The organism is Streptomyces sp. BK239, from assembly GCF_004217285.1.
Classification (GTDB): Bacteria; Actinomycetota; Actinomycetes; order Streptomycetales; family Streptomycetaceae; genus Streptomyces.
In genome coordinates, this window is sequence record NZ_SHKS01000006.1 from 47,173 (window position 1) to 69,312 (window position 22,140).

26 protein-coding genes are annotated in these 22,140 nt (G+C 72.3%); 21 read left to right on the forward strand and 5 right to left on the reverse strand.

The annotated features are described in order from the left end of the window. Positions 1–35: 35 nt before the first annotated feature. On the reverse strand, positions 36–815 hold the full coding sequence (locus EV567_RS19430; protein WP_130441815.1) for a response regulator transcription factor: 780 nt from the start codon (positions 813–815) through the stop codon (positions 36–38). Between the two features lie 234 nt (positions 816–1,049). On the opposite strand from EV567_RS19430, the gene EV567_RS19435 reads away from it, so the two are divergent. The 8 genes from EV567_RS19435 (at position 1,050) to EV567_RS19470 (ending at position 6,445) form a co-directional block, all read left to right on the forward strand. Next, positions 1,050–1,901, forward strand: a complete 852-nt coding sequence (locus tag EV567_RS19435; protein WP_130441817.1) for a S9 family peptidase — start codon at positions 1,050–1,052, stop codon at positions 1,899–1,901. A 58-nt stretch (positions 1,902–1,959) separates the two neighbouring features. Beyond that, positions 1,960–2,214: a MoaD/ThiS family protein gene (locus tag EV567_RS19440; protein WP_130441819.1), complete on the forward strand. Its 255-nt coding sequence runs from the start codon at positions 1,960–1,962 to the stop codon at positions 2,212–2,214. A 2-nt stretch (positions 2,215–2,216) separates the two neighbouring features. Further along, positions 2,217–3,566 (forward strand): hypothetical protein, encoded by a 1,350-nt coding sequence (locus EV567_RS19445; RefSeq protein ID WP_130441821.1) that lies wholly within the window; start codon positions 2,217–2,219, stop codon positions 3,564–3,566. Between the two features lie 135 nt (positions 3,567–3,701). Further along, positions 3,702–4,439, forward strand: a complete 738-nt coding sequence (locus EV567_RS19450) for a DUF2993 domain-containing protein (protein ID WP_130441824.1) — start codon at positions 3,702–3,704, stop codon at positions 4,437–4,439. Positions 4,440–4,689: 250 nt separating this feature from the next. Next, positions 4,690–4,770, forward strand: coding sequence for an Ms5788A family Cys-rich leader peptide (locus tag EV567_RS28630; protein ID WP_351335063.1), 81 nt, complete (start codon positions 4,690–4,692; stop codon positions 4,768–4,770). A 139-nt stretch (positions 4,771–4,909) separates the two neighbouring features. Beyond that, positions 4,910–5,755, forward strand: a complete 846-nt coding sequence (locus tag EV567_RS19460; RefSeq protein WP_130441826.1) for a sulfurtransferase — start codon at positions 4,910–4,912, stop codon at positions 5,753–5,755. 41 nt (positions 5,756–5,796) lie between these two features. After that, the gene (locus tag EV567_RS19465) at positions 5,797–6,084 is read left to right on the forward strand and encodes a DUF1416 domain-containing protein (protein ID WP_006139129.1); all 288 of its coding nucleotides are present in this window, start codon (positions 5,797–5,799) and stop codon (positions 6,082–6,084) included. Between the two features lie 100 nt (positions 6,085–6,184). After that, positions 6,185–6,445, forward strand: a complete 261-nt coding sequence (locus EV567_RS19470; protein ID WP_130441828.1) for a DUF3099 domain-containing protein — start codon at positions 6,185–6,187, stop codon at positions 6,443–6,445. 10 nt (positions 6,446–6,455) lie between these two features. On the opposite strand, the gene EV567_RS19475 is transcribed toward EV567_RS19470, so the two are convergent. After that, complete coding sequence (locus EV567_RS19475; RefSeq protein WP_130441830.1) at positions 6,456–6,818, reverse strand: DsrE family protein; 363 nt, start codon at positions 6,816–6,818, stop codon at positions 6,456–6,458. Between the two features lie 254 nt (positions 6,819–7,072). Between EV567_RS19475 and EV567_RS19485 the strand changes: the two genes are divergently transcribed. Genes EV567_RS19485 through EV567_RS19495 form a run of 3 tightly spaced genes read left to right on the forward strand, consistent with a single transcriptional unit; the run spans position 7,073 to position 9,093 of the window. Then, positions 7,073–7,648, forward strand: coding sequence for an FABP family protein (locus tag EV567_RS19485; protein ID WP_130441834.1), 576 nt, complete (start codon positions 7,073–7,075; stop codon positions 7,646–7,648). Between the two features lie 16 nt (positions 7,649–7,664). Beyond that, positions 7,665–8,117, forward strand: a complete 453-nt coding sequence (locus EV567_RS19490) for a Fur family transcriptional regulator (protein ID WP_130441836.1) — start codon at positions 7,665–7,667, stop codon at positions 8,115–8,117. A gap of 10 nt (positions 8,118–8,127) precedes the next feature. Next, positions 8,128–9,093: a folate-binding protein YgfZ gene (locus tag EV567_RS19495; RefSeq protein WP_130441838.1), complete on the forward strand. Its 966-nt coding sequence runs from the start codon at positions 8,128–8,130 to the stop codon at positions 9,091–9,093. 30 nt (positions 9,094–9,123) lie between these two features. Here the strand turns inward: EV567_RS19495 and dtd are convergent, their stop codons facing one another. Continuing rightward, the gene (gene dtd / locus EV567_RS19500) at positions 9,124–9,549 is read right to left on the reverse strand and encodes a D-aminoacyl-tRNA deacylase (protein ID WP_130441841.1); all 426 of its coding nucleotides are present in this window, start codon (positions 9,547–9,549) and stop codon (positions 9,124–9,126) included. Positions 9,550–9,850: 301 nt separating this feature from the next. Here dtd and EV567_RS19505 point away from each other — a divergent pair, with 301 nt between their 5' ends. From EV567_RS19505 to EV567_RS19515, 3 genes are all read left to right on the forward strand, one after another. Further along, positions 9,851–10,516 carry an aerial mycelium formation protein gene (locus EV567_RS19505; protein WP_407071611.1) on the forward strand — a complete coding sequence of 222 codons (666 nt, stop codon included), beginning with the start codon at positions 9,851–9,853 and terminating at the stop codon, positions 10,514–10,516. Between the two features lie 89 nt (positions 10,517–10,605). Beyond that, on the forward strand, positions 10,606–11,877 hold the full coding sequence (locus tag EV567_RS19510) for a GNAT family N-acetyltransferase (protein ID WP_130441843.1): 1,272 nt from the start codon (positions 10,606–10,608) through the stop codon (positions 11,875–11,877). A 312-nt stretch (positions 11,878–12,189) separates the two neighbouring features. Next, the gene (locus EV567_RS19515; RefSeq protein WP_130441845.1) at positions 12,190–13,107 is read left to right on the forward strand and encodes a GntR family transcriptional regulator; all 918 of its coding nucleotides are present in this window, start codon (positions 12,190–12,192) and stop codon (positions 13,105–13,107) included. Here EV567_RS19515 and EV567_RS19520 read toward each other — a convergent pair. Further along, a complete protein-coding gene (locus EV567_RS19520; protein WP_130441847.1) occupies positions 13,097–13,279 on the reverse strand; it encodes a hypothetical protein in 183 nt (60 codons plus the stop codon). The genes EV567_RS19515 and EV567_RS19520 overlap by 11 nt on opposite strands. Before the next feature lie 177 nt (positions 13,280–13,456). Here EV567_RS19520 and EV567_RS19525 point away from each other — a divergent pair, with 177 nt between their 5' ends. The 6 genes from EV567_RS19525 (at position 13,457) to EV567_RS19550 (ending at position 20,922) form a co-directional block, all read left to right on the forward strand. Next, the gene (locus EV567_RS19525) at positions 13,457–14,335 is read left to right on the forward strand and encodes a winged helix-turn-helix domain-containing protein (protein ID WP_207228810.1); all 879 of its coding nucleotides are present in this window, start codon (positions 13,457–13,459) and stop codon (positions 14,333–14,335) included. Beyond that, positions 14,284–15,084, forward strand: coding sequence for an HAD family hydrolase (locus EV567_RS19530; protein ID WP_165430430.1), 801 nt, complete (start codon positions 14,284–14,286; stop codon positions 15,082–15,084). Before EV567_RS19525 ends, EV567_RS19530 begins: the two co-directional genes overlap by 52 nt. 338 nt (positions 15,085–15,422) lie before the next feature. Beyond that, on the forward strand, positions 15,423–17,570 hold the full coding sequence (locus EV567_RS19535) for a phosphotransferase family protein (RefSeq protein ID WP_242620906.1): 2,148 nt from the start codon (positions 15,423–15,425) through the stop codon (positions 17,568–17,570). Positions 17,571–17,579: 9 nt separating this feature from the next. Then, positions 17,580–18,197, forward strand: coding sequence for a TetR/AcrR family transcriptional regulator (locus tag EV567_RS19540; protein ID WP_130441853.1), 618 nt, complete (start codon positions 17,580–17,582; stop codon positions 18,195–18,197). A 66-nt stretch (positions 18,198–18,263) separates the two neighbouring features. Continuing rightward, positions 18,264–20,327, forward strand: coding sequence for an AAA family ATPase (locus tag EV567_RS19545; RefSeq protein WP_130441855.1), 2,064 nt, complete (start codon positions 18,264–18,266; stop codon positions 20,325–20,327). A gap of 31 nt (positions 20,328–20,358) precedes the next feature. Next, positions 20,359–20,922: an HAD domain-containing protein gene (locus EV567_RS19550; RefSeq protein ID WP_242620907.1), complete on the forward strand. Its 564-nt coding sequence runs from the start codon at positions 20,359–20,361 to the stop codon at positions 20,920–20,922. Here EV567_RS19550 and EV567_RS19555 read toward each other — a convergent pair. Continuing rightward, complete coding sequence (locus EV567_RS19555; RefSeq protein WP_130441857.1) at positions 20,840–21,745, reverse strand: NAD(P)-dependent oxidoreductase; 906 nt, start codon at positions 21,743–21,745, stop codon at positions 20,840–20,842. The two genes, EV567_RS19550 and EV567_RS19555, sit on opposite strands and share 83 nt — an antisense overlap. A gap of 52 nt (positions 21,746–21,797) precedes the next feature. Here EV567_RS19555 and EV567_RS19560 point away from each other — a divergent pair, with 52 nt between their 5' ends. Next, positions 21,798–22,136 carry a helix-turn-helix domain-containing protein gene (locus EV567_RS19560; protein ID WP_130441859.1) on the forward strand — a complete coding sequence of 113 codons (339 nt, stop codon included), beginning with the start codon at positions 21,798–21,800 and terminating at the stop codon, positions 22,134–22,136. Positions 22,137–22,140 lie beyond the last annotated feature (4 nt).

Consider the following 22,140-nt stretch of genomic DNA (forward strand, 5'->3'; position numbering starts at 1 on the left):
GCTCCCCGGGCGGCCGTCGCGGGTACCGGCCGGTACTAGGCGTCCGCCGAGACCTCTTCGGCGTTCGCCGAAGGCGTGTTGTCCGCATCCTCCGCCTTTGAGCGGCCCGCCTTGCCCTTGCTCTCGTCCGCGGCGCGGTCGGCCTTCTCGGGCGTAACGAATCGGTAACCGACGTTGCGGACGGTTCCGATCAGCGACTCGTGCTCGGGGCCGAGCTTGGCGCGCAGCCGCCGTACGTGGACGTCGACGGTCCGGGTGCCGCCGAAGTAGTCGTAGCCCCAGACCTCCTGGAGCAGCTGCGCGCGCGTGAACACCCGGCCCGGGTGCTGGGCCAGGTACTTCAGCAGCTCGAACTCCTTGAAGGTGAGGTCGAGGACGCGGCCCTTGAGCTTCGCGGAGTACGTCGCCTCGTCGACCGAGAGGTCGCCGTTGCGGATCTCCATCGGGGAGTCGTCGTTGACGATCTGCTGGCGGCCCATGGCCAGTCGCAGGCGCGCCTCCACCTCGGCGGGGCCGGCGGTGTCGAGGAGAACGTCGTCGATGCCCCAGTCGGCGGTGACGGCGGCGAGGCCGCCCTCGGTCACCACGAGGACCAGCGGACAGCCGGGGCCGGTGGAGCGCAGCAGCTGGCAGAGGCTGCGGACCTGCGGAAGATCACGACGCCCGTCGATCAGGATGACGTCGGCGCCGGGGGTGTCGACGAGGGCGGGGCCCTCCGCCGGAGCCACGCGCACGTTGTGCAGCAGCAGCCCGAGCGCGGGGAGCACCTCCGTCGACGGCTGGAGGGCGTTGGTCAGGAGCAGCAGAGAACTCATACGTCTGGTTCCTCCTCGGTCCCTGCGAGGACGCTTCGGGTACTGCGGCACTTCGGCACCGCGCTGCTTCGGTACTGCGGTACGCGGGTACTGCGTCACTTCGGCTTTGCGTTCCCGGGGGCCCGTACACCGGCGGTCACCTGGAGTTTCCCGCTTCGTATACAACGCTTCCGAAAGCACAAAAGGACCCGGGGGCAACGCTGCCCGAGTCCTCTGTCCAGCACAATAGCCCACATGAGCAGCAGCCGGGCAGGTCATCGGGCCGGTCGTCCGCACTCCGAGACGGACGGACGACCGCCTTCCCGGACGTTTCTGCGCACGGCCGACGGCGTTTCCATCGACGCCGTGTACGACCCGGGAAAGGTCCCGCACCACACCTCACGTCCGCTTTCCGGCACCGGCCGCACGCGTTCCCGTCACCCGGTGTTCGTCATCGCGCACGGATTCACCGGGGACGTGGATCGGCCGCATGTTCGGCGGGTGGCGTCGGCGTTCTCCGCGTACGGGGCGGTCGTCACCTTCTCCTTCCGCGGACACGGCCGCTCCGGCGGGCACTCCACCGTCGGCGACCGCGAGGTCCTTGACCTTGCGGCGGCCGTGGAGTGGGCCCGCGGGCTCGGCCACGCGCGCGTGATCACCGTCGGTTTCTCCATGGGGGGCTCGGTGGTGCTGCGGCACGCCGCGCTGCACCCGGGGACGGTGGACGCGGTGGTCTCGGTGAGCGCGCCCGCCCGCTGGTACTACCGGGGCACCGCCCCCATGCGCAGGCTGCACTGGCTGGTCACCCGCCCCGCGGGCCGCCTGGTCGGCCGCTACGGCTTCCGCACGCGGATCCACCGCCGGGACTGGAACCCGGTGCCGCTCTCCCCGGCCGAGGCGGTCCCGCGGATCGCGCCGACGCCGCTGCTCCTGGTCCACGGCGACAGCGACGGCTACTTCCCCCTCGACCACCCCCTGATGCTGGCCGAGGCCGCCGGTGAGCACGGCGAACTCTGGCTGGAGCACGGCATGGGCCACGCCGAGAACGCCGCCGCCGACGCGCTGCTCGCCCGGATCGGGGACTGGGCCGTCTCCCGGGCGGGCTAGCCTGAGCCTGTCGAGCGTCGACAGATCGAGTATTCGAGTCAGGAACCAGAGGAACGGCATGGCAAAGGTCACGGTGCGCTACTGGGCGGCCGCCAAGGCCGCGGCCGGGGTCGCCGAGGAGCCGCACGAAGCGGCCGACCTCGCCGAGGCGCTCCGTGCCGCGCGCGAGCGACACCCCGGCGACCTCGCGCGCGTCCTGCAGCGGTGCTCGTTCCTCGTCGACGGCGACCCGGTGGGCACCCGCGCACATGAGACGGTACGGCTGGCCGACGGCGGCACGGTCGAGGTGCTCCCGCCGTTCGCAGGAGGGTGAGGATGAGCGACCAGCCGTATCGACAGGGGCAGGGCCACGAGGGGGAGAACCCCTACGCCCAGCAGCAACAGCAGCCGCAGCAGGCGTGGCCAGGGCAGCAGTACGGGTACGACGACCAGCAGGCCCACCTCCAGTACACGCAGGAGTGGCAGGGCCAGACCTGGGAGACCAGCGTGCAGCCGCAGATCGACGCGACGGACGCGGCGCAGACGGCGTACCTGCCGCAGCAGACGGGTGAGGCGCCCGCGTACGGCGCCGCCCCCCAGCCCGGCGCGCTCCCGCCGCAGCCCGGCGCGCTCCCCCCGGAGACCGGCGCCCCGACGGTCTGGCAGCACCAGTCGCCCTACGGCACGCAGCAGCCGTCCCACACGCCTGTGCCGGGCAACCCCTACGCACCCGAGTCCGGCGCGGGGCACGAGCCCGCCCACGGCGCGGCTCACGGGCACGGGCCGTCCGCCTACGGCCCCACGGCCGAGCCGGCCCACGGCAGCACCCCCGGGCAGCCCCCCGTCGGCGCGCTCGCCGAGCCGCCCCCCGCCGCCTCCGGCGGTGACAGCAGCGGTTACGGTCCCGCCACCCTCGCCGGCAACGCCCGTGTCACCGACGCCCAGCGGGCCCGGCTGGAAGGGCGGTCGCCGATCATCGAGCCCGGGATGCAGCCCGCGGCGCTCACCGCGCTGCTCGGACTGCTCCTGTCCGCGGCGGCGGCCGTCGGCACGTACGCGCTGCTCGTGCCGGTCGTCGTCCTCCAGGCCGTCACCGCGGCGGGCTGGTTCCGGCTGAACGGCATGTGGCCGGCCCGCCAGGGCATCGCGCTGGCCTTCCTGGGCGCGCTGGCCGCGGACGCGGCGCTGCTCGTCGCCGGCCGGGGGAACGCCCCGGCGGCCATCCTCGGCACGCTCGGCGTCTGGGTCCTGCTCTGCCTGGTCCTCCAGCTGCGCTCGCACGCCGACCCCGACGAGCGGATGTACGGCCTGATGGCGACGGTCGCCTCCGCGGCCCTCGCGATCGTCGCCACCGGTCACCTGGGGGCCGACCCCGACGCGGTGACCGTCGGCACGGCGGCCGTCGCCGTGGCCGCCCTGGCCCGGGCCCTGCCGCTGCCGACGCCGGTGTCGGTGGTGGTCGCCCTGCTCGCCGCGGCGGGCGCCGGCATCGCGGTGGGCGGGATGACCGGCCTCGGCGCGAAGGGTGCGCTGCTCGGCGCCGGCGCGGCTGTCTGCGCGCTGATCGGCCACCGCGTCGCGAGCTACGACTACCCGTCCCGGTTCGTCCACTTCACGGCGGGCGTGGCCCTGCCACTGGCTGCCGCCGCCCCGGCGGTGTACATCCTGGGCCGGTCGCTGGCCTGAGCCACCCGACCGCCTCGCGGCGGGTCCCTCACTGTCACAGGTGGTCGACAGTTCCCGGTCACCCCTCACCAGGGGGTTACCGTGTGTGGGCACTGAACTGTCCGTCGGACACACCCGGGTGGGGGACCAACCGCAATGCGCGCGCTTCGAATACTGCTGGTCGTCGTGGTGATCCTCGGCGGTCTCTTCGTCATCGCCGACCGTCTCGCCGTGAACTTCGCGGAGGACGAGACCGCGGAGAAGCTGAAGGCCAACGAGGGCCTCGCCACCACGCCGGACGTGTCCATCAAGGGTTTCCCCTTCCTCACCCAGGTCGCCGGCGGCGAGCTGGACGACGTCGAGGTGGGGATCAAGGACTACGAGGCGACGGCGGGCACGGGCGGCGAGAAGATCCGCATCCAGGATCTCCAGGCGAACATGAAGGGCGTCGCGTTCTCCAGCGACTTCAGCTCCGCCACCGCCGCCGACGCCACCGGCAGCGCGTCGATCTCGTACGCCGAGCTGCTGAAAGCCGCCAAGTCCGAGCCCAACCGGGTCGGGCCGGGCGTCACCGCCCAGGTCGTGGGCCTGTCCGACGGCGGCAACGGCAAGATCAAGGTGACGGTGGAGGCGTCCGTCCTCGGCAACAAGCTGCCGCAGCCCCTCACCGTGCTCAGCTCGGTCGCCGTCGAGGGCGACACGGTCCGGGTGCACGCGGACACGCTGCCCAGCTTCGGCGGGGTGCGGGCCGCGGAGAACGAGGTGCGCTCGATCACCGACTTCCAGCAGAAGATCGACGACCTGCCCGGCGGCATCAAGCTGGACAAGGTCGAGGCGGCGGCCGACGGTGTGGAGATCTCGGTGAAGGGTTCGAACGTCCGCCTCGCCGGGTAGGGCCGTTCTCGGACGATTCCCGCGAGGTTGGGGCCACCACAGGAGCCTTCCCGGCGGCGAATGTCCGACAGGCGAGACGCCGCCGTCCGTACAGTAGATATGAGCGCCCCCGCACGCGCCCGGAAGCCGTCCCGCGACGGCCCGGGCGCGTCGTCGTTTCTCCACCCGTTCCGAAATGCGGACGATCGCATCTCACCATTCGGCACGCTGATGACATGCCGCCCTTTCCGTCCCTACGATCGGCAGCATGATGCAGCGACAGGCGGATCTCACGAAGCGGCGGGCAGTAGACCTGTGCCGCGTCGCCGCCATGCTCTGTCGCCCCTTCTGAGCGCAAGGCGCCGCCCGCCTTCCGCGCCCTCCCGGCGCCCCCGATCTCGAGGGCATCCGTGCGCCCGGCCGCAGGCGAGTCCCGGCCGCGCACCCTTCTTCATCCCACCCCGCCGTAACTGCCCCGGAGGAGAACGAGCATGAGCCGCAGCGACGTCCTGGTCGACGCCGACTGGCTGCAGGACCACCTGGACGACGAGAACATCGCCGTCGTAGAGGTGGACGAGGACACCTCGGCGTACGAGAAGAACCACATCAAGAACGCGATCCGGATCGACTGGACCAAGGACCTCCAGGACCCGGTCCGCCGTGACTTCGTCGACCAGGAGGGCTTCGAGAAGCTCCTGTCGGCCAAGGGCATCGCCAACGACACCCTGGTGATCCTCTACGGCGGCAACAACAACTGGTTCGCGTCCTACGCCTACTGGTACTTCAAGCTCTACGGCCACGAGAACGTGAAGCTCCTCGACGGCGGCCGCAAGAAGTGGGAGCTCGACGCCCGCGAGCTGGTCGACGGCACCGACGTGCCCGAGCGCCCGGCCACGGACTACAAGGCCAAGCCGCAGGACGCCTCCATCCGCGCCTTCCGTGACGACGTCGTCGCCGCGATCGGCTCGCAGAACCTGGTCGACGTCCGCTCGCCCGACGAGTTCTCCGGCAAGCTGCTCGCCCCCGCGCACCTGCCGCAGGAGCAGTCGCAGCGTCCGGGCCACGTCCCGAGCGCCCGCAACATCCCGTGGTCGAAGAACGCCAACGACGACGGCACCTTCAAGTCGGACGACGAGCTCAAGGAGCTCTACGCCGAGGAGCAGGTGGACCTCGCCAAGGACACCATCGCCTACTGCCGCATCGGCGAGCGCTCCGCGCTGACCTGGTTCGTCCTGCACGAGCTGCTCGGCGTGGAGAACGTCAAGAACTACGACGGCTCCTGGACCGAGTACGGCTCCCTCGTCGGCGTGCCGATCGAGCTCGGCGCCAACAAGTAACCACCTCCGACCGACCTTTCAACGAACTCTGGAGTAGCAGCATGTGTGGAGCGAAGGCCGGCGGCCCGGACGCCTCGACGATCAAGCCCGGTGAGACCACGATCCAGGGTCAGGTGACCCGCGACGGCGAGCCCGTGACGGGCTACGTCCGTCTGCTGGACTCGACCGGCGAGTTCACCGCGGAGGTCCCGACCTCCGCGACGGGCCAGTTCCGCTTCTACGCGGCGGAGGGCACCTGGACCGTCCGCGCCCTCGTTCCCGGCGGCAGCGCCGACCGCACGGTCGTCGCCCAGCAGGGCGGCCTCGCCGAGGTCGCGATCGCCGTCTGAGAGGTCGCCTTCCGAGGCACGACGTGACGGTCGCAAGGGCCGCGCCCCGCGGGTTGGACGCCTGGGGTGCGGCCCTTGGACGTGCGCCTACGCTGGACGTATGTACGCACGCCGGAGGCGTCTCTACTTCGCCATGATGGGCACCTGCGTCGCCCTGTTCGTCCTGGCCTGGGGAGTCGTGCGCCTCTGGTCGACGCCGGTGGCCGTCGGGATGTGCGTGGTGGCGATGGTCATCCCGCCGCTCGCGGCGATCGTCGCCAACCGTCGCGGTCCCGAGGACCGCTGGTGGGACGCCCCGTCCGGGGACACGAAGTCCGACGAGTGGTGGGACGAGCTGGACGGCAGGAAGCGCCACCCGTGAGCGGCGCGTCTCAGTAGACGAGCGCCTGCGTCCCGTCCCCGAGCGCCTCCTGCACGAACACCTGCGCGCCCGCGATCCGTACGCCCTCCAGGACGTCCCCCTCCGAGATGTCCCGCCGGGCCGCGCACTGCGTGCACAGCGTGATCCGCCCGCCGGCCAGGATCGACTCGATCAGGTCGGGCAGCGGCGCGGCGTGCGGCAGCTCGAACTCGGCGGCCTTCCCGGGCAGCGCGAACCACGCGGACTCCCCGGTCAGCCACAGCGACACCTCGACCCCACTGGCCACGGCCACCGCCGCGACGGTGAACGCCTGGGAACACCGCTCAGGAGCATCGGCCCCCGCCGTCACCTTCACCACAAGCTTCTTCGCCATCCCCGAATCGTAGTCAGAGCCGCTCCTCGGCCGCCCCCTGGGCGCACCTCGCGCGGAGGGCGTCGGGGGGGCCGCGTAAGCTGGGGGGCGGCCCTGTGTCGTACCGAACCGCGCTCATGCGAGGAGCACCCCGTGGAGATCTTCTTCGAAGCCCTGCTGGTCCTGGTCTGCGTCGGCGTCCTCGCCTTCGCCGCCCTGACCGTGAAGAAGCTGTACCAGGGCCAGCGCTGACCCCCGTCTAGGAACTGTCACCCATGATCGAGATCCCGTCCGACCTCCACAAGGACCTCGTCCCCCTCGCCTTCCTGCTGGGCACCTGGGCGGGCGCGGGCGTGCACGACTTCCCCGGCTCCGAGAAGTGCAACTTCGGGCAGGAGGTCACCTTCAGCCATGACGGCCGGGACTTCCTGGAGTACCGCTCGCACACCTGGGTCCTGGACGGCGACGGCAACAAGGTCCGCCCCCTGGAGTCGGAGTCCGGCTTCTGGCGGATCGACGGCCTGCGCAAGGTCGAGGTGACGATGACCCGCGACGACGGCGTCATCGAGATCTGGTACGGCGAGCTGGCCGACAAGAAGCCGCAGATCGACCTGGTCACCGACGCCGTGGCCCGCACGGCCGCCTCCCGCCCCTACACCGGCGGCAAGCGCCTGTACGGCTATGTGAAGAGCGACCTCATGTGGGTCGGCGAGAAGCAGACCCCCGAGGTCGAGCTGCGCCCCTACATGTCGGCGCACCTGAAGAAGGTCGTCACCCCGGAGGAGGTCGAGCGCTGGGCCAAGGCCCTGCCCGACGACATGCCGGACGACGGCATCGCCTTCTTCAAGTAGTCCTAGACTCGTCGGTGTGGTGAGCACCGACTGGAAGAGCGACCTCAGGCAGCGCGGCTACCGGCTGACGCCGCAGCGACAGCTTGTCCTCGAAGCCGTGGACACCCTGGAGCACGCGACCCCCGACGACATCCTCGTGGAAGTGAGGAAGACGGCGTCGGGGGTCAACATCTCCACCGTGTACCGGACCCTGGAGCTCCTGGAGGAGCTCGGGCTGGTCAGCCATGCCCATCTGGGGCACGGCGCGCCGACCTACCATCTCGCCGACCGGCACCATCACATCCATCTGGTGTGCCGGGACTGCTCGAACGTCATCGAGGCGGACGTGCAGGTGTCGGCCGAGTTCACGGCCAAGCTCCGCGAGACCTTCGGCTTCGACACCGACATGAAGCACTTCGCGATCTTCGGCCGCTGCGAGGCGTGCACGCGGAAGGCCGGGGCCGCCCAGAGCCCGACCACCGGGTCGTAGGCTTGCGTTCATGAAGAGCCCCCTGCTGTCCCTGCCCGGCGCCGTCCCCGCCGAGGGCGTGGACGAAGGCGTCGCGGCCCACTACGGGGACCTGTTCCGCGAACAGCGCGCCCTCGCCGACGGCGCCGGCTTCGTCGACCTCTCACACCGCGCGGTCGTCGCCGTGACCGGCGAGGACCGGCTGAGCTGGCTGCACCTGCTGCTCACCCAGCACGTCAGCGACCTGCCCACCGGCGAGGCCACCGAGGCGCTGATCCTCTCCGCGAACGGCCACATCGAACACGCCCTCTACCTCGTCGACGACGGCGCCACGGTCTGGGCCCATGTAGAACCCGGCACGCAGGACGCGCTGATCGCGTACCTGGAGTCGATGAAGTTCTTCTACCGGGTCGAAGTCGCCGACCGCACCGCCGACTTCGCGGTCGTCCACCTGCCGGCCGGCTCGATCGCCGAGGTCCCCGAGAACGTCGTCGTCCGCGAGACCGCCCACGGCCGGGACCTCTTCCTGCCGCGCGCCGACCTGGAGTCGTACGCCGCGAAGTCCGGTCCCGCCGCCGGGATCCTCGCCTACGAGGCGCTGCGCGTCGAACAGCACCGTCCGCGCCTCGGCTTCGAGACCGACCACCGCACGATCCCGCACGAGCTGGGCTGGATCGGTACGGCGGTCCATCTCCAGAAGGGCTGCTACCGGGGTCAGGAGACGGTCGCCCGGGTCCAGAACCTGGGCAAGCCCCCGCGCCGCCTGGTCTTCCTCCACCTCGACGGCAGCGAGGTCCACCTCCCGCCCGCCGGCACCGAGATCCGTACCGCCGACGAGGGCCCCGACGGCCGCAAGATCGGCTTCGTGACGACGTCCGCGCGCCACCACGAGCTGGGCCCGGTGGCGCTGGCCCTGGTCAAGCGGAGCGTCCCGGTGGACGCCCGCCTCATCGCCGGCGAGACCGCCGCGGCCCAGGAAGTCGTCGTCGAGCCGTAGGCCCGGTCGGACCTCGGCCGGCAGCCCTGCTCAGATCTCGATCAGCACGGTGAACGGGCCGTCGTTCGTCAGGGAGACCCGCATCTGCGCGCCGAACCGGCCCGTCGCCACCGTCGCGCCCAGCGCGCGCAGTTGCGCCACCACCTCGTCGACGAGAGGCTCGGCCACGTCGCCGGGGGCGGCCGCGTTCCAGGTGGGGCGGCGGCCCTTGCGGGCGTCGCCGTAGAGCGTGAACTGGCTGATCACCAGCAGCGGCGCGTCGACGTCGCTGCACGAGCGCTCGTCGGTCAGCATCCGGACCGACCACAGCTTGCGGGCGAGCTGGGCCGCCTTCTCCTTGGTGTCCTCGTGCGTGACCCCGACGAGCACGCACAGGCCCTCGCCGTCGATCGCGCCGACCGTCTCGCCGTCCACGACGACGCTCGCGCCGTCCACCCTCTGCACCACCGCACGCATGCGCCCCATCATGCCGTGCCCCCGTCGAGCGTCGGCCTGGGGGTCGCTTTTTGATCCCTAGGGGTCCTTACGGCCCTATCTGAGGCCGTTCGGGGGCACTCGGTCACATTGCGGCCACTTGGGGTGGCACGATGCTTCCACACGCCGGTCGAGGGGACGGTAGAGGTACATGAGCACTTCGAGCACCGTGAGCACAGTGAGCGCCGCGAAGCCGGCCGGGCGCTGCCCGGCGGCCGCGGCGTCCACCGGCGAGGGCGTCCCCGGCGGGGCCGGCGCGGACAGCACAGGGGGCGGAACCGGCATCGGCGGAACCGGCACAGGCGGCACCGGCACCAGTGCGGGGCCGACAGGGGGTCGCGCCGCCGCCCGCCCCCAGCGCCCCCCGGTGCAGCGCACCGACAGCCCGCCCCGCGCGCTCCCCGTCGAGCCGCCCGCGCCGGACCTGCCCCGGCTGAGCCTGCCCGAGCTGCGCACCCTGCGCCGGGACGCCCAGCGCGACGAGGCCGACCTGAGTTACGTACGGCGGCTGCTCCAGGGGCGGATCGACATCCTGCGCGCGGAGCTGGCCCGGCGCGCCCCGGCGGCCGCTCCCGCGCCGGCCGAGGCGTCCATGGTGGCCCGGCTCCCGGAGATCCTCACCGACGCCCCGGCCCGCCACCGTTCCTCCGCCCGGCACGTCACGCTGGGCACCCCGTCCAGCGAGGAGTACGGCAGGCTGGCCGCGGAGATGCTCTCCGAGGTCGAGCTGTCGGACCTGGACGCCCGCACGGACGAGGAGCTGCACGAGGCGATGGCCCGTCTGGTCCGGTACGAACAGCAGGTCTCCAGCCGCCGCCAGGGCCTCCAGCGCACCGCCGACGGCTGCGGGGCGGAGATCACGCGGAGGTACCGGGAGGGCGAGGCGCAGGTCGACGACCTGCTCGTGTGCGACAGCCCGCCCGGGAGCGCCCCCTCCGGGGGAGCGTGAGGCGAGGCCCTCCGGGGACGGGGAGGGACGGGCGGCGGGGCGGAGAAAATCCCCGCACCCCTCCCCCGGCCCCGCCTACCGTGGCTCCCATGACCTCCCGAGCCGACGCCAACGCCCCGATAGAAGTACGCCGGATCACCGATGCCGAACTCCCCGACTGGATGCGCGCGGTCAACACCGGCTTCCTCAGCAGCGCGGCCATCACCGACCGTGAGATCGCCGACCGCCGCACCAACCTCACCGGGTCCCGCGTCTCCGCCGCCCTGGACGCGGGCCGATGCGTCGCCACCTTCCGTTCGTTTCCCCAGGAGCTGACCGCCGTAGGCGGTGCCCGGGTCCCCGCGGACGCCGTCTCCGCCGTCACCGTCTCCCCCACGCACCGCCGCCGGGGCCTCCTCACCCGGCTGATGACCGACGACCTGGCCGCCGCCAAGGAGCGCGGCGACGTCGTCGCCACCCTCATCGCCGCCGAGTACCGGATCTACGGCCGCTACGGCTTCGGCCCGGCGACCACGTCGACCGAGTGGTCGGTGGACGTGCCCCGCTCCGGCCTCGACCCACGCTGGTCGGGCCCGGAGGACGGCGGCCGCGTCGACCTGGTCGACGGGGAGGAGGCCCGCAAGGTCGGCCCCGAACTGCACGAGCGGCTCCGCCTCGCCCAGCCCGGCGCGGTGAGCCGTACAGAGCACTGGTGGGAGGTGGAGACCGGCGTGCTGCGGCTGCACGGGGAGGCCTCGTGGACCGAGCCGTTCTACGCGGTGTACCGCTCGGCGGACGGCGAGGTGCAGGGGCTGGTCTCCTACCGGGCGGACGACAAGTGGGGCGACGCCAAGCAGCCGTTGAACACCGCCTCGGTGCGCTGGCTGATCACCTCGACGCCGGCCGCGGAGCGCGCTCTGTGGCACTACCTCTGCTCGATCGACTGGGTGGTGCGGGTGAAGTCGGGCTGGCGGGGCCCCGACGACCTGCTGCCGCAGCTGCTGCCCGACCCGCGCGCGGCCACCGTCACCACGCAGGCGGACTGGCTGTGGGTGCGGATCCTGGACGTCGTACGGGCGCTCGAGGCCCGGACGTACGGCGCGTCGGGGGCGCTGGTGCTGGAGGTGGCCGACGGCGGCGGTCTCGCCGGGGGCCGCTATCTGCTGGACGCGTCCGGGGACGGCGTCTCCTGCGCGCCGACGACCCGTACGGCCGATCTCACGCTGGACGTGGCCGACTTGGCGAGGCTGTGGCTGGGCGACGAGTCGGTGACGCGGCTGGCGGCGCTGGGCCGGGTCCGGGAAGAACGAGCGGGCGCCGCCCGTGAGGCCGACGCCCTGCTGCGTACGCCCGGGCGACCGTGGTGCCCGGACATGTTCTGAGGCTCCTTCCAGCTCGTCCGTAGCCGTGGCTGTCGTTTCCTCCGTGCTTGTTCAGTTGTGGCTGTGCGGGTGACGACGATCTGTGGTTGTGGCTGTGCGGGCGATCTGCAGTTGTGACTGTGCCTCGGTGCCGGCCTGCGCGGGCTCCCGGCTCCCCTCCGGAAGGGAGCCCGACCGGCCAACCGTCTGAAAGTTTGACCACGTTGTTGAAGTTGGCAGCCAACTTCACTGTACTTATGTCCGTTTGGAAGCGTCCTATAACCATCTCTCCTTGAACTGCCGCAAGATGGCGAGAAGTTGTAGTGTTCGGTCGTGGAGCCGGAACATGCCTCCGTCAAGGGGCGGGGGAGCCCGGGGCGGCCGGCGCGGCCGCGGCCGACCCCCCGTGACGTGGCCGACGAGCTGCGCACCCGGATCAGGACCGGGGTGCTGCGGCCGGGCCAGCGCATGCCCACCCAGGCCAGGCTGGCGGACGAGTTCGGGGTGGAGCGGGGCGCGGTGCGCCAGGCGCTGCGCATTCTCCAGGCGGAGCGCCTGCTCACCAATGTGACGAAGGGCGCCCCTGCGACGGTCGCCCCGCACTCCGGCGGGAGAGGTTTCCCGGCCGGGCCGGGGGCGCCGCCGCAGCCCACGATGGCGGCGCTGACCCCGCGTATCGTCGAGGCGTTCGCCGCTCCGCACGTGCGGATCGACGCCCTTTGCCTGACGGCCGTCTCGCTGACCCTCGCCATCGGCGAACCACTGCGGCGGATCCACGCCGGGGAGCTGAAACCGGCCAAGATCGAGGTGCGGGTCCTGCTGCCGTCCCGGGACATCGAACTGGCCTTCCCGACACCGGTGGACGCCTCGGAGACCGGGCGGCTGCAACGCCGCTGGCTGTCCCACCGCAACGCCCAGGGCCAGGTGCTGCGGCACAACCTGCTCACGCTGCGCGAGACGCACGGCATCGACGTCGACGTCAGCTTCCGCGCGCTGCCCTTCACCCCGCCGGTCAAGCTGTACCTCCTCAACGGCACGGAGGCGCTGCTGGCGTACTACACCGTGCAGCGCCGCGAGCAGGAGATCGACCACGAGCAGCTCCAGATGTACGACGCCGAGGGCACGCGGTCGGTTCTGTTCGCCTTCGAAGAGGGCGCCGGGCCGCGTGACTCGGCGTTCGTGAAGCAGTCGCTGCGCTGGTTCGACGCGCTCTGGGAGACGATCAGCTCCGGGCTGACGCTCACGAGTTGACGGCGGGGCCGCTGACCAGGAGGGCGAGGATCACGGCGCCGGCGGAGCTGACGCCGGGGCGGCCGGTCCTGATGCCGACGGTGAGCATGAGCAGGCCGACGGTGCCGGCGGTGCCGTACTTCCACTGGACGGCCTGTTCGAGAACGGCGGAGAGGACGGTGAGGGCGGTCATGGCGGTTCCTCTCTTCGGATGTGCCGCGGAGGCGGGTCCCTTCGGAGACGCTGCGGAGACGGGGTTCTGCCAACTGAGCCAAGTTGGCAACCAACTTTGATAATGTTGTCCCCACTTGGCAGCAACTACTAAACAACTTCCAAGCAACTGCCGTCAGATGGATCGAAGTTGTAGCGTTTGGTCGTGACCCAGGAGAACGTGGCCGTGAACGGCAGCAGAAGGCTCTCGCCCCAGGAGATCGCCGATGTCCTGCGCGAACGCATCCGCGTCGGGGACCTCAAGGCGGGCGACCGCCTGCCCACCCAGGCCGAGCTGGCTCACGAGTTCGACGTCGAGCGAGGCGCCGTGCGCCAGGCCCTGCGGGCCCTCCAGGACGACGGACTGCTCACCGACGTCAGCAAGGGCAGCCCACCGCGCATCGCCGAACCCCCGGCGCCGGCCCGGGAAGAGCCCCAGCCCACGATGGTCGCCCTCGCCCCCCGCCTGACCGAGGCCTTCTCCGCCCCGCACGTCCGCATCGACGCCGCCTGCCTCACCTCCGAGAGCCTCATACCGGCCCTCGGCGAACCGCTGCGCCTCATCCACGGCGGCAGCATCCGCCCCGAGCGGATCGACGTCCGCATCCTCCTGCCCTCGCGCGACATCAACCTCGCCTTCCCCGTCCCCGTCGACGGACGGAGCGACGACGACCCGGTGCACCAGCGCTGGCTGGCGATGCGCAACGCCCAGGGCCACGTCCTGCGGCACAACCTGCTCACCCTGCGCACCCACGGCGTCGACGTCAACGTCACCTTCCGGGCCCTGCCGTTCACCCCGCCGGTGAAGCTGTACCTCCTCAACGGCAGCGAGGCGCTGATGGCGTACTACATGGTCGAGCGCCGGGAGGAGCCCACCGAGGACGGCACGCTCGACATGTACGACGTGCTGGGCACCGAGTCGCTGCTGTTCTCCTTCGAGAAGGCGGCCGGCCGGCGGGACGCCGCCTTCGTCGAGGAATCCCAGAAGTGGTTCGACGCCCTCTGGGAAACAATCACCTCGGACCTGACACTCTCCTAGTGACTTCTGATACGACGCAGACTGATCTGGTGGCATCCGAGACCGAGGACACAACCGTGGATCTGCGGGAAACGATCAGGCGTGCCCGAGTCGTGCTCTGGGACTTCGACGGGCCGATCTGCCGGCTGTTCGCCCGGCACTCGGCCGAACTGGTGGCCGACGGCCTGGTGGAGTGGCTGGAGGGGCGCGGACTGCGCGGACTGCTGACGGAGTCCGAACGGGAGTCGCTCGACCCCCACGCCGTGCTGCGCGCCGTGGACCGCCGCCACCCCGGCAGCGACCTCGTCGCGGAGCTGGAGGAACGCCTCACCCAGGAGGAACTGAAGGCCGCCGCCTCGGCGATGCCCACCGCCTGGGCCGACCCCCTGATACGCACCTGGTCGGCCGTCGGCGCCCGCCTGGCCATCACCACCAACAACTCCCCCCGGGTGGTCGGCGCCTACCTGGACAGCCGCGGCCTGACCGGCTGCTTCGCGCCCCATGTCTACGGCCGCACCCAGGACCTGCACCTCCTCAAGCCCCACCCGCACTGCCTGCGTCGCGCCCTGAACGCGACAGGCTCGGCCCCCGGCACCGCACTGATGATCGGCGACACCCCCGCCGACTTCCTGGCCGCCCGCGAGGCCGGGGTCCCCTTCCTCGGCTACGCCCGCAACGAGCGCAAGGAAAAGCTCCTGAGAGACGCCGGAGCGACGACCGTGGTGGCCTCGCTGGAGGCGGTGCTGGACACCGTCAGACAGGCGGCCTGAGTCGAACGGGGTGACGGTCACGGCGTCATCTCCCGTCTTGGCGCCACCGGGCTCAGGAGCTGCGCTACAGTTCCGCAATCGCGTGAGCAACAGCTCCCGCCGGCACGTATGAGACGGCGAACAGGCCCGATTCCTCGACCACGCCGGACGCGTCTGAGCGGCGATCAACCCAATGGCCCAGCTCATGGCGGTCCGGGCGTGCGCGGCAGCACACGGCATCTAGCGTTTGCCGTATCCATTCGACGAGTGTGAGCACCCGGAGCGGCCCAGTGGGCGACGACCCTGTTTCCCCCCGCCCCTTCGGGGGTCGGACGGCCGCACGGAGCAGGTCCGCCGCCGTGCTCCACGCCTTCGTCCGGGACGCGGCGTCGACCCCGTCGGCCGGCGGTCCCCACCGTCGCGACCATGTGCTGGACCTGCCGCCGGACGTGGCCCGGATCGTCGGCGGGCAGGCCGGGGCACCGGTCACCGTGCGGATCCGGCGCCCCGACGCGCTGCCCGCGGTGATCAGGACCTGGCGCGAGGAGAAGGCCGTCCAGAACGCCGTCCGCGCCGTCCTGCCGCACACCCCGCGGTGCCTGGCCGAGGGGCCGGGATTCGCCGTCCACAGCCATGTGCCGGGCGTACCGCTGCCGGCGCTGTGCGGAAACGGTAAACCTGTCGACGCGGTGCTCGTGGAGTCACTGACCACCCTGCTGGCCCGGCTGACCCAGGTGCGCGCCTCGGCGCTGCCGCCCCTGCCGTCGGCGTGGCCCGCCAACCACACCGACAGCCGCGCCTTCCTGCGGACCCTGGCCCGGCTCGCCGACGAACAGATCCGCAGGCCCAACTGGGCCGTCTTCGGCGGCCTGTTCACGGCGCTGGGCATCCCCGCCGACGCCCTGTCCGCGCTGGCGGAACGGGTTCCGCCGATGACGCGGAGGCCGTACAGCCTGCTCCACACCGACCTGCGCCGGGACAACCTGATCGTCCCCGAGCCGGACGGCGACGCATCCGTCGTCTGCGTCGACTGGGGGCCGGCCACCTACGGGGACCCGCTGCACGACCTCGCCACCCACCTGGTGCGCATGAGGTACCCGCGGCACCAGGAGCAGGAGGTCACCGAGGCCTGGGCGCGGGCCATGCGGCACGTCCGCCCCGCCGCGGTGAACGGCCTGGCCAAGGACCTGGACCACTACCTGGCCTTCGAACGGGCGCAGTCCGTGTACCCGGACGTCATGCGCGCCGCGCGGTCCCTGGAGCGGTCGTTCACCCAGGAGAGCCTGGAGGAGGCGACGGCGGAGGTGCACCGGGCGGTCCTGGCGGCGGCCGAACCGCTGCGGCTGAGCCGTGTCCCCACCCCCCTGGAGATCGAGGGCGCCCTCTTCCGCTGGCTGGCCTCGCGCGGCCTCGACGACATCGGCGGCCGGCACCGGGGTGCCGGGGCCTTCGACTGGAAGCCCGACCCCCGCCTCCCCGAGCACCCCGACTTCCCGGCGTCCGCGGTCCGGGACGCCCTCCTGGCGGAGGGCGCCGCCCCGGCCGGCCGGGTGGTGAAGGGGACGGCGCACCTCAACTCGGTGGTGCGGGTGCCGGGCGTCGAGTTCCCGGTGGTCGTCCGGCGCAGACTGCGCGACGTCTGCCGAAGGGAACCGAGCTTCCTCAGCGAGCACGCGGTGCTCCGCGCCATCGAGGACTCCGGTGTAGAGGTGGCCGCCCCGAGGGTCCTCGCGCTGGGCACGGACTTCACCGGCGACGCCTTCGCCGTCCACACCTACGTGGGTCCCTGGGACGTCGACCTGCGCCCCGTCCACCCCGTGAACGGCCTGCGCCCGCACGAGGCCGACGCTCTCGTCGACCAGCTGTGCGCCCTGACCGCCGTGAACCACGAGAGCGTCGACCCGGCGGCAGGACAGGGCGGCTTCCACGCCTGGCTCACGGGGCAACTCGTCGCCTTGGTGAGGGACCTCCCCAGGGACTCCATGCGGCTGGCGCGGTCGCTCGGCCTGCCCGACCACCAGCGGCTGGGGGAGATCCTCTCCCGGCACACGGTCACCGACCGCGTGCCCGCGCTCCTGCACGGCGACCTCAACCCGTGGAACCTGGTGTGCCGCGACGACGCGCTCGGACTCACGATCATCGACTGGGAGATGGCACTCGTCGGCGACCCCCTCTACGACCTGGTCCGGCACATGCACCTCACCCCCAACCGCCAGGAGATCAGGGAGCGCATGGTGCGCCGCTGGGAGCGGCGGCTGGCCCCCGAGTACACCCGGGACTGGCGCCGCGACTGGCGCGTCTACCGCTGCGTCGAGATCGTCCGCTCCGCCTACATCGACCTCGACCGCCTGGTCACCGGCGCCGCCCTGGACGCCCCGAACGTCCGCCGCGCCGTCGACTCCTACGCCTCCACCCTGGTCGCCGCCACCACGGCCCTGGGCCTGCCCGTCCCCCCGACGACGAACCCGTACACGGCCCGCGCCCGGGTGAGGACGGCGGATGCGTAGGCTCGCCCCATGAGCGAGCCCGGCCTGCGTGAACGCAAGAAGCGACGGACGTTCCAGAACGTGTCGGACACCGCCGTACGGCTCTTCGTCGAGCGGGGGTTCGACGCGGTGTCCGTCGCGGAGGTTGCGGCGGCCGCCGAGATCTCCAAGCCGACGCTGTTCCGGTACTTCCCGGCCAAGGAGGACCTCGTCCTGCACCGGATCGCCGACCACGAGCGGGAGGCGGCCGACGTGGTCACCGCGGCGCGCGCCGAAGGCGTCGCCCCCCTGCCCGCGCTGCGCCGCCGTTTCCTCGACCTGCTGGCCGCCGCCGACCCCGTCACCGGCCTGAACGACGACCCGGAGGTCCGCGTCTTCCACACCCTCCTCTACGGCACGCCCGCCCTGGTCGCCGGCCTCCACGCGCATGTGGAGCGCTCCGAGGCCGCCCTCGCCGACGCCCTGGGCGGCGACCTCGACGCCAGGCTGGCGGCCGGTCAGATCGTCGCCGTGCGGCGCGTCCTCGCGGAGGAGAACTGGCGGCGGATCGAGGCCGGCGAGCGGGTGGCGGCCGTCCGCCCGGACGCGGTGGCGGCGACGGAGCGGGCGTTCACGGGGCTGGAGGCGGGGCTGCCGCACTTCGCGTGAACGATCACTGATTGGAACTCGGTAAAAAATTTAACTCGGTAACGTCAGTGGGCTAGGGTCGTCGGCATGACGTCTCCCGCTGCCGCCCCATGCCCCGAGGACCCCGCCGAGCTCCATGTCTCCCTCCGCCGCGAACGCGCCCACCACGACGCCTGCCGCACGGCCTTCGCCGCGATGGTCGCGGGCGCCGACCTCCAGGTCGTCACCGGCGAGGACGTCTCCGCCTCCGGCGCCGACGCCGAAGTGCTCGGCCACCGGCTGCGCAGCCAGGCCAAGGCCCTGCGCGAACTCCCCGAAGGGCCCCTGTTCTTCGGACGGCTGGACTTCGCCGAGGGCGCGGGCGACCACGCAGGCCTCAGTCACCACATCGGCCGGCTCCGCATCGGCGAACACCCGGCCGCCCCGCCCCTCGTCGTCGACTGGCGCGCGCCCGTCTCCCGCGCCTTCTACCAGGCGAGCCACCGCGACCCGCTGGGCGTCGCCGTGCGCCGCCGCTTCGGCTGGGCGCCGGGCAGCCGCGGCGACTCCGCCGACCTGACCGCCCTGGAGGACGAACACCTGGGCCATGGCGAGCACGGGCACGGCGACCTCCTCGCCCGCGAGATCGAACGGCCCCGCCTCGGACCGATGCGCGACATCGCGGCCACCATCCAGCCCGAGCAGGACGACCTCGTCCGCGAGGACCGGGACCGGTCCGTGTGCGTACAGGGCGCCCCCGGCACCGGCAAGACCGCGGTGGGCCTGCACCGGGCCGCCTACCTCCTCTACACCCATCCCCGGCGCCTCCACCGCGACGGCGGCCTGCTGATCCTCGGCCCCCACCGCGGCTACCTCTCCTACATCGCCGAGGTCCTGCCCGCCCTCGGCGAGACCGGCGTCCGCCAGTCGACCCTCCTGGACGAGATCGCCCGCCACCCGGTGACCGCCGTCGACCCCGCCGACACGGCCGCCGTCAAACACGACCCCCGGATGGCACAGGTGCTGCACCGGGCCCTCCACGGCAGGGTGACCGCCGCCCGCTCCGACGACCTCGCCGTGCCGGACGGCTCGTACCGATGGCGGGTCACGGGCGACGAACTCGCCCGCATCGTGACCGACGTGCTCGCCGAGGCCCCGCCGTACGACGTCGGCCGTGAACGCGTACGCAGCCGGATCACGCGCCGGATCCAGGAGCAGGCCGAGCGCCGCGGGGGACCGCGGCCGGCCGCCTGGCAGCGCCGGACGCAACGGTCGCGTCCGGTCAGCGCCTGCGTGGACGCCGTATGGCCGAAGGCACGACCGGAAGAGGTGCTGGCCGAACTCCTCACAGATCCGGAGGCGTTGGGCGAGGCCGCGCACGGAGTCCTCGGCCCCGCCGAGCAGCGCGCCCTCCTCTGGCCGCGCCCGCCCCGCTCGTACAGGTCCGCACGCTGGTCGGCGGCCGACCTCGTCCTCCTCGACGAGATCGCCGGCCTCATCGAACGCCCCCAGGGATACGGCCATGTCGTGGTCGACGAGGCGCAGGACCTCTCCCCGATGGAGTGCCGGGCCATCGCCCGCCGGGCGCCCTCGGGGGCGCTGACCGTCCTCGGCGACCTGGCCCAGGGCACCACGCCCTGGGCCGCGCGCACCTGGCCGGAACTTCTCGCCCACCTGGGCCGGCCCGACGCGGCGGTGGTCACGCTGACCACCGGTTTCCGAGTCCCCGCAGCGGTGCTCGCCCTGGCCAACCGGCTCCTCGCCCGCCTCGACACCGGCGTCCCGCCCGGCCGCTCCCTGCGCCGCGACGGTGAACTGCGCGTCCGGCGCGCGCACGGCGGCCTCACGGCCGAGGTGGTGGCCGCCGTGCGGGACGCCCTCGCCCACGAGGGCTCCGTCGGCGTCGTGACCCCGGACGCCGACGCCTCCCGCATCCGCCAGGCCCTCGCCGGGGTCGGGATCCCCCTCGCCGCCGACCCCGCCGACAAGGCCGCACGGGTGACGGTGATCCCCGCGACGCAGGTCAAGGGCCTCGAGTACGACCATGTCGTCGCCGTGGAACCGGCGGCGATCGCCGAGGCGGAGGAACGCGGCCTGAACCGGCTCTACGTGGTGCTGACCCGCGCGGTGACGCGCCTGGAGGTGATTCACGAGCGGGAGCTGCCCTGGTGAGGCTTCGGGGCGGGTGGGATGGTGGGCGGTGATGCTGCTCTTCCTCGACGTCGACGGGCCGTTGATCCCCTTCGGGGGGCCGGGGCCGTATCCGGCTCACCGTCCTGGCCCCTCCTGGGGGCCTCGGGCCGCGCCGGACGAGGTGCATCCGCTGCTGTCCCGTCTCGACCCGGCTCTCGGGCCTCGCCTGCTCGCACTCGGGTGTGAGCTGGTGTGGGCCACGACCTGGCTGGACGACGCCAACGCGGTGGTGGCGCCGTGGCTCGGACTGCCCAGGCTGCCGGTGCTGGAACCGCCGCGGACGCCGGCCCCGTCCGGCCCGCACTGGAAGACGCCGTCACTGCTGGACCGGGCGGCCGGCCGGCCCTTCGTCTGGGTCGACGACGAGATCAGCGCCGTGGACGAAGACCTGGTCGCCGCCCTGCACCCGGCTCCGGCCCTCCTGCACCGTGTGGACCACCGGCACGGCCTCACCGACGCCGACTTCGCGGTGCTGGAGGAGTGGCTGCGGGCTAACGCCGCGCCGGCGTCTGCTTCGGCTCCATTTCCTCCACCACCCGGATGTACCCGTCCGCGCCGTGCCCCCGGCCGATGACCCGGCGGGCCTGACCCTCCACCGCCCGCATGACGGCCGCGTCGATGCCGTGCGCTTCTGAGGCGTCGATGACGTGCTTCATGGTCACCGCCGCCGACGTGACGGGGTAGGCCTCGCCGGAGAAGGTGGCCGCGTCCACCTCGGCGGCGGTCTCCGCGAACTGCGCCGGGAGGATCGCCGCGATGCCCGCGGCGTAAGGGGCCAGTTCACTTGCGGTGACGCCCTCGGCGCGGGCCAGCGCCACGGCGTGGGCCCAGCCCGCCTTCGCCGTCCAGAACACGTCGAGCAGCGCCACGTCGTGGGCGGCGGCCCGGCCGATCTCCTCGCCGAGGTGGGTGTGGGAGCCGCCGAAGGCGCGCAGCGCGGGCAGCCACTCCTCGTAGAGGTCCGCGGGCCCGCTGTACAGGAACACCCCGGCGGGCGTTCCGATGGTGTCCGTCGGCGTCATGATCGCGCCGTCCAGGTACCGCACTCCGTGCCGTGCCGCCCAGTCGGCGGTGTCCCGGGCGCGGGCCGGGGTGTCGGCGCAGAGGTTCACGACCGTGCGCCCCTTGAGCGCGGCGGTGACCGGCTCCGCCCGCAGGACGGCGTCGGCGGCGTCGTAGTCCCGCACGCACACCACGGTCAGCGCGCTCGCCGCGACGGCGTCCCGCGCCGTGTCCGCTGCCACGGCGCCCCGTTCGACCAGTTCCCGGTCCCGGCCGGGGGTCCGGTTCCACACCGTGGTGCGCAGCCCCGCGTCCAGGAAGGCGCCGGCGAGCGCACGCCCCATGGGGCCCAGCCCCACAACGGTGACGGAGAGGTCGGCAGACGATGAGGACATGGCTCAACTCCCTTATGATGAAGAACATTTGATGACAAAGAGGGGGAGACGGATGGCGAGCAGGCGTGCCGAGCACACGAACGTCTGTGGAGTGACCGCCGCGATCGCCGTGATCGACGGCAAGTGGAAGACCAGCGTGCTCTGGCTGCTGGAATCCGGCCCGCACCGCCCCGCCGAACTGCGCCGGCGGCTGCCGGGGCTCACGGAGAAGGTGCTGACCCAGGCGTTACGGGAGATGGAGGCCGACGGTCTCGTGCACCGGGAGGTGCACGACGTCCTCCCCCTGAAGACCGTCTACTCCCTCACCCCGTTCGGCCGTGAGCTGTCCGAGGCGCTGGCCCCCCTTTCCGACTGGGGCCACCGCCGCCTGGACGGGCTGGCCGCCTCCTGACCAC

Bases quoted from the DNA above. Each gene is read 5' to 3' on its own strand.
- EV567_RS19430 (WP_130441815.1), bottom strand. From the start codon at position 815: ATGAGTTCTCTGCTGCTCCTGACCAACGCCCTCCAGCCGTCGACGGAG.
- EV567_RS19435 (WP_130441817.1), top strand. From the start codon at position 1,050: ATGAGCAGCAGCCGGGCAGGTCATCGGGCCGGTCGTCCGCACTCCGAG.
- EV567_RS19440 (WP_130441819.1), top strand. From the start codon at position 1,960: ATGGCAAAGGTCACGGTGCGCTACTGGGCGGCCGCCAAGGCCGCGGCC.
- EV567_RS19445 (WP_130441821.1), top strand. From the start codon at position 2,217: ATGAGCGACCAGCCGTATCGACAGGGGCAGGGCCACGAGGGGGAGAAC.
- EV567_RS19450 (WP_130441824.1), top strand. From the start codon at position 3,702: ATGCGCGCGCTTCGAATACTGCTGGTCGTCGTGGTGATCCTCGGCGGT.
- EV567_RS28630 (WP_351335063.1), top strand. From the start codon at position 4,690: ATGCAGCGACAGGCGGATCTCACGAAGCGGCGGGCAGTAGACCTGTGC.
- EV567_RS19460 (WP_130441826.1), top strand. From the start codon at position 4,910: ATGAGCCGCAGCGACGTCCTGGTCGACGCCGACTGGCTGCAGGACCAC.
- EV567_RS19465 (WP_006139129.1), top strand. From the start codon at position 5,797: ATGTGTGGAGCGAAGGCCGGCGGCCCGGACGCCTCGACGATCAAGCCC.
- EV567_RS19470 (WP_130441828.1), top strand. From the start codon at position 6,185: ATGTACGCACGCCGGAGGCGTCTCTACTTCGCCATGATGGGCACCTGC.
- EV567_RS19475 (WP_130441830.1), bottom strand. From the start codon at position 6,818: ATGGCGAAGAAGCTTGTGGTGAAGGTGACGGCGGGGGCCGATGCTCCT.
- EV567_RS19485 (WP_130441834.1), top strand. From the start codon at position 7,073: ATGATCGAGATCCCGTCCGACCTCCACAAGGACCTCGTCCCCCTCGCC.
- EV567_RS19495 (WP_130441838.1), top strand. From the start codon at position 8,128: ATGAAGAGCCCCCTGCTGTCCCTGCCCGGCGCCGTCCCCGCCGAGGGC.
- dtd (WP_130441841.1), bottom strand. From the start codon at position 9,549: ATGCGTGCGGTGGTGCAGAGGGTGGACGGCGCGAGCGTCGTCGTGGAC.
- EV567_RS19510 (WP_130441843.1), top strand. From the start codon at position 10,606: ATGACCTCCCGAGCCGACGCCAACGCCCCGATAGAAGTACGCCGGATC.
- EV567_RS19520 (WP_130441847.1), bottom strand. From the start codon at position 13,279: ATGACCGCCCTCACCGTCCTCTCCGCCGTTCTCGAACAGGCCGTCCAG.
- EV567_RS19540 (WP_130441853.1), top strand. From the start codon at position 17,580: ATGAGCGAGCCCGGCCTGCGTGAACGCAAGAAGCGACGGACGTTCCAG.
- EV567_RS19545 (WP_130441855.1), top strand. From the start codon at position 18,264: ATGACGTCTCCCGCTGCCGCCCCATGCCCCGAGGACCCCGCCGAGCTC.
- EV567_RS19550 (WP_242620907.1), top strand. From the start codon at position 20,359: ATGCTGCTCTTCCTCGACGTCGACGGGCCGTTGATCCCCTTCGGGGGG.
- EV567_RS19555 (WP_130441857.1), bottom strand. From the start codon at position 21,745: ATGTCCTCATCGTCTGCCGACCTCTCCGTCACCGTTGTGGGGCTGGGC.
- EV567_RS19560 (WP_130441859.1), top strand. From the start codon at position 21,798: ATGGCGAGCAGGCGTGCCGAGCACACGAACGTCTGTGGAGTGACCGCC.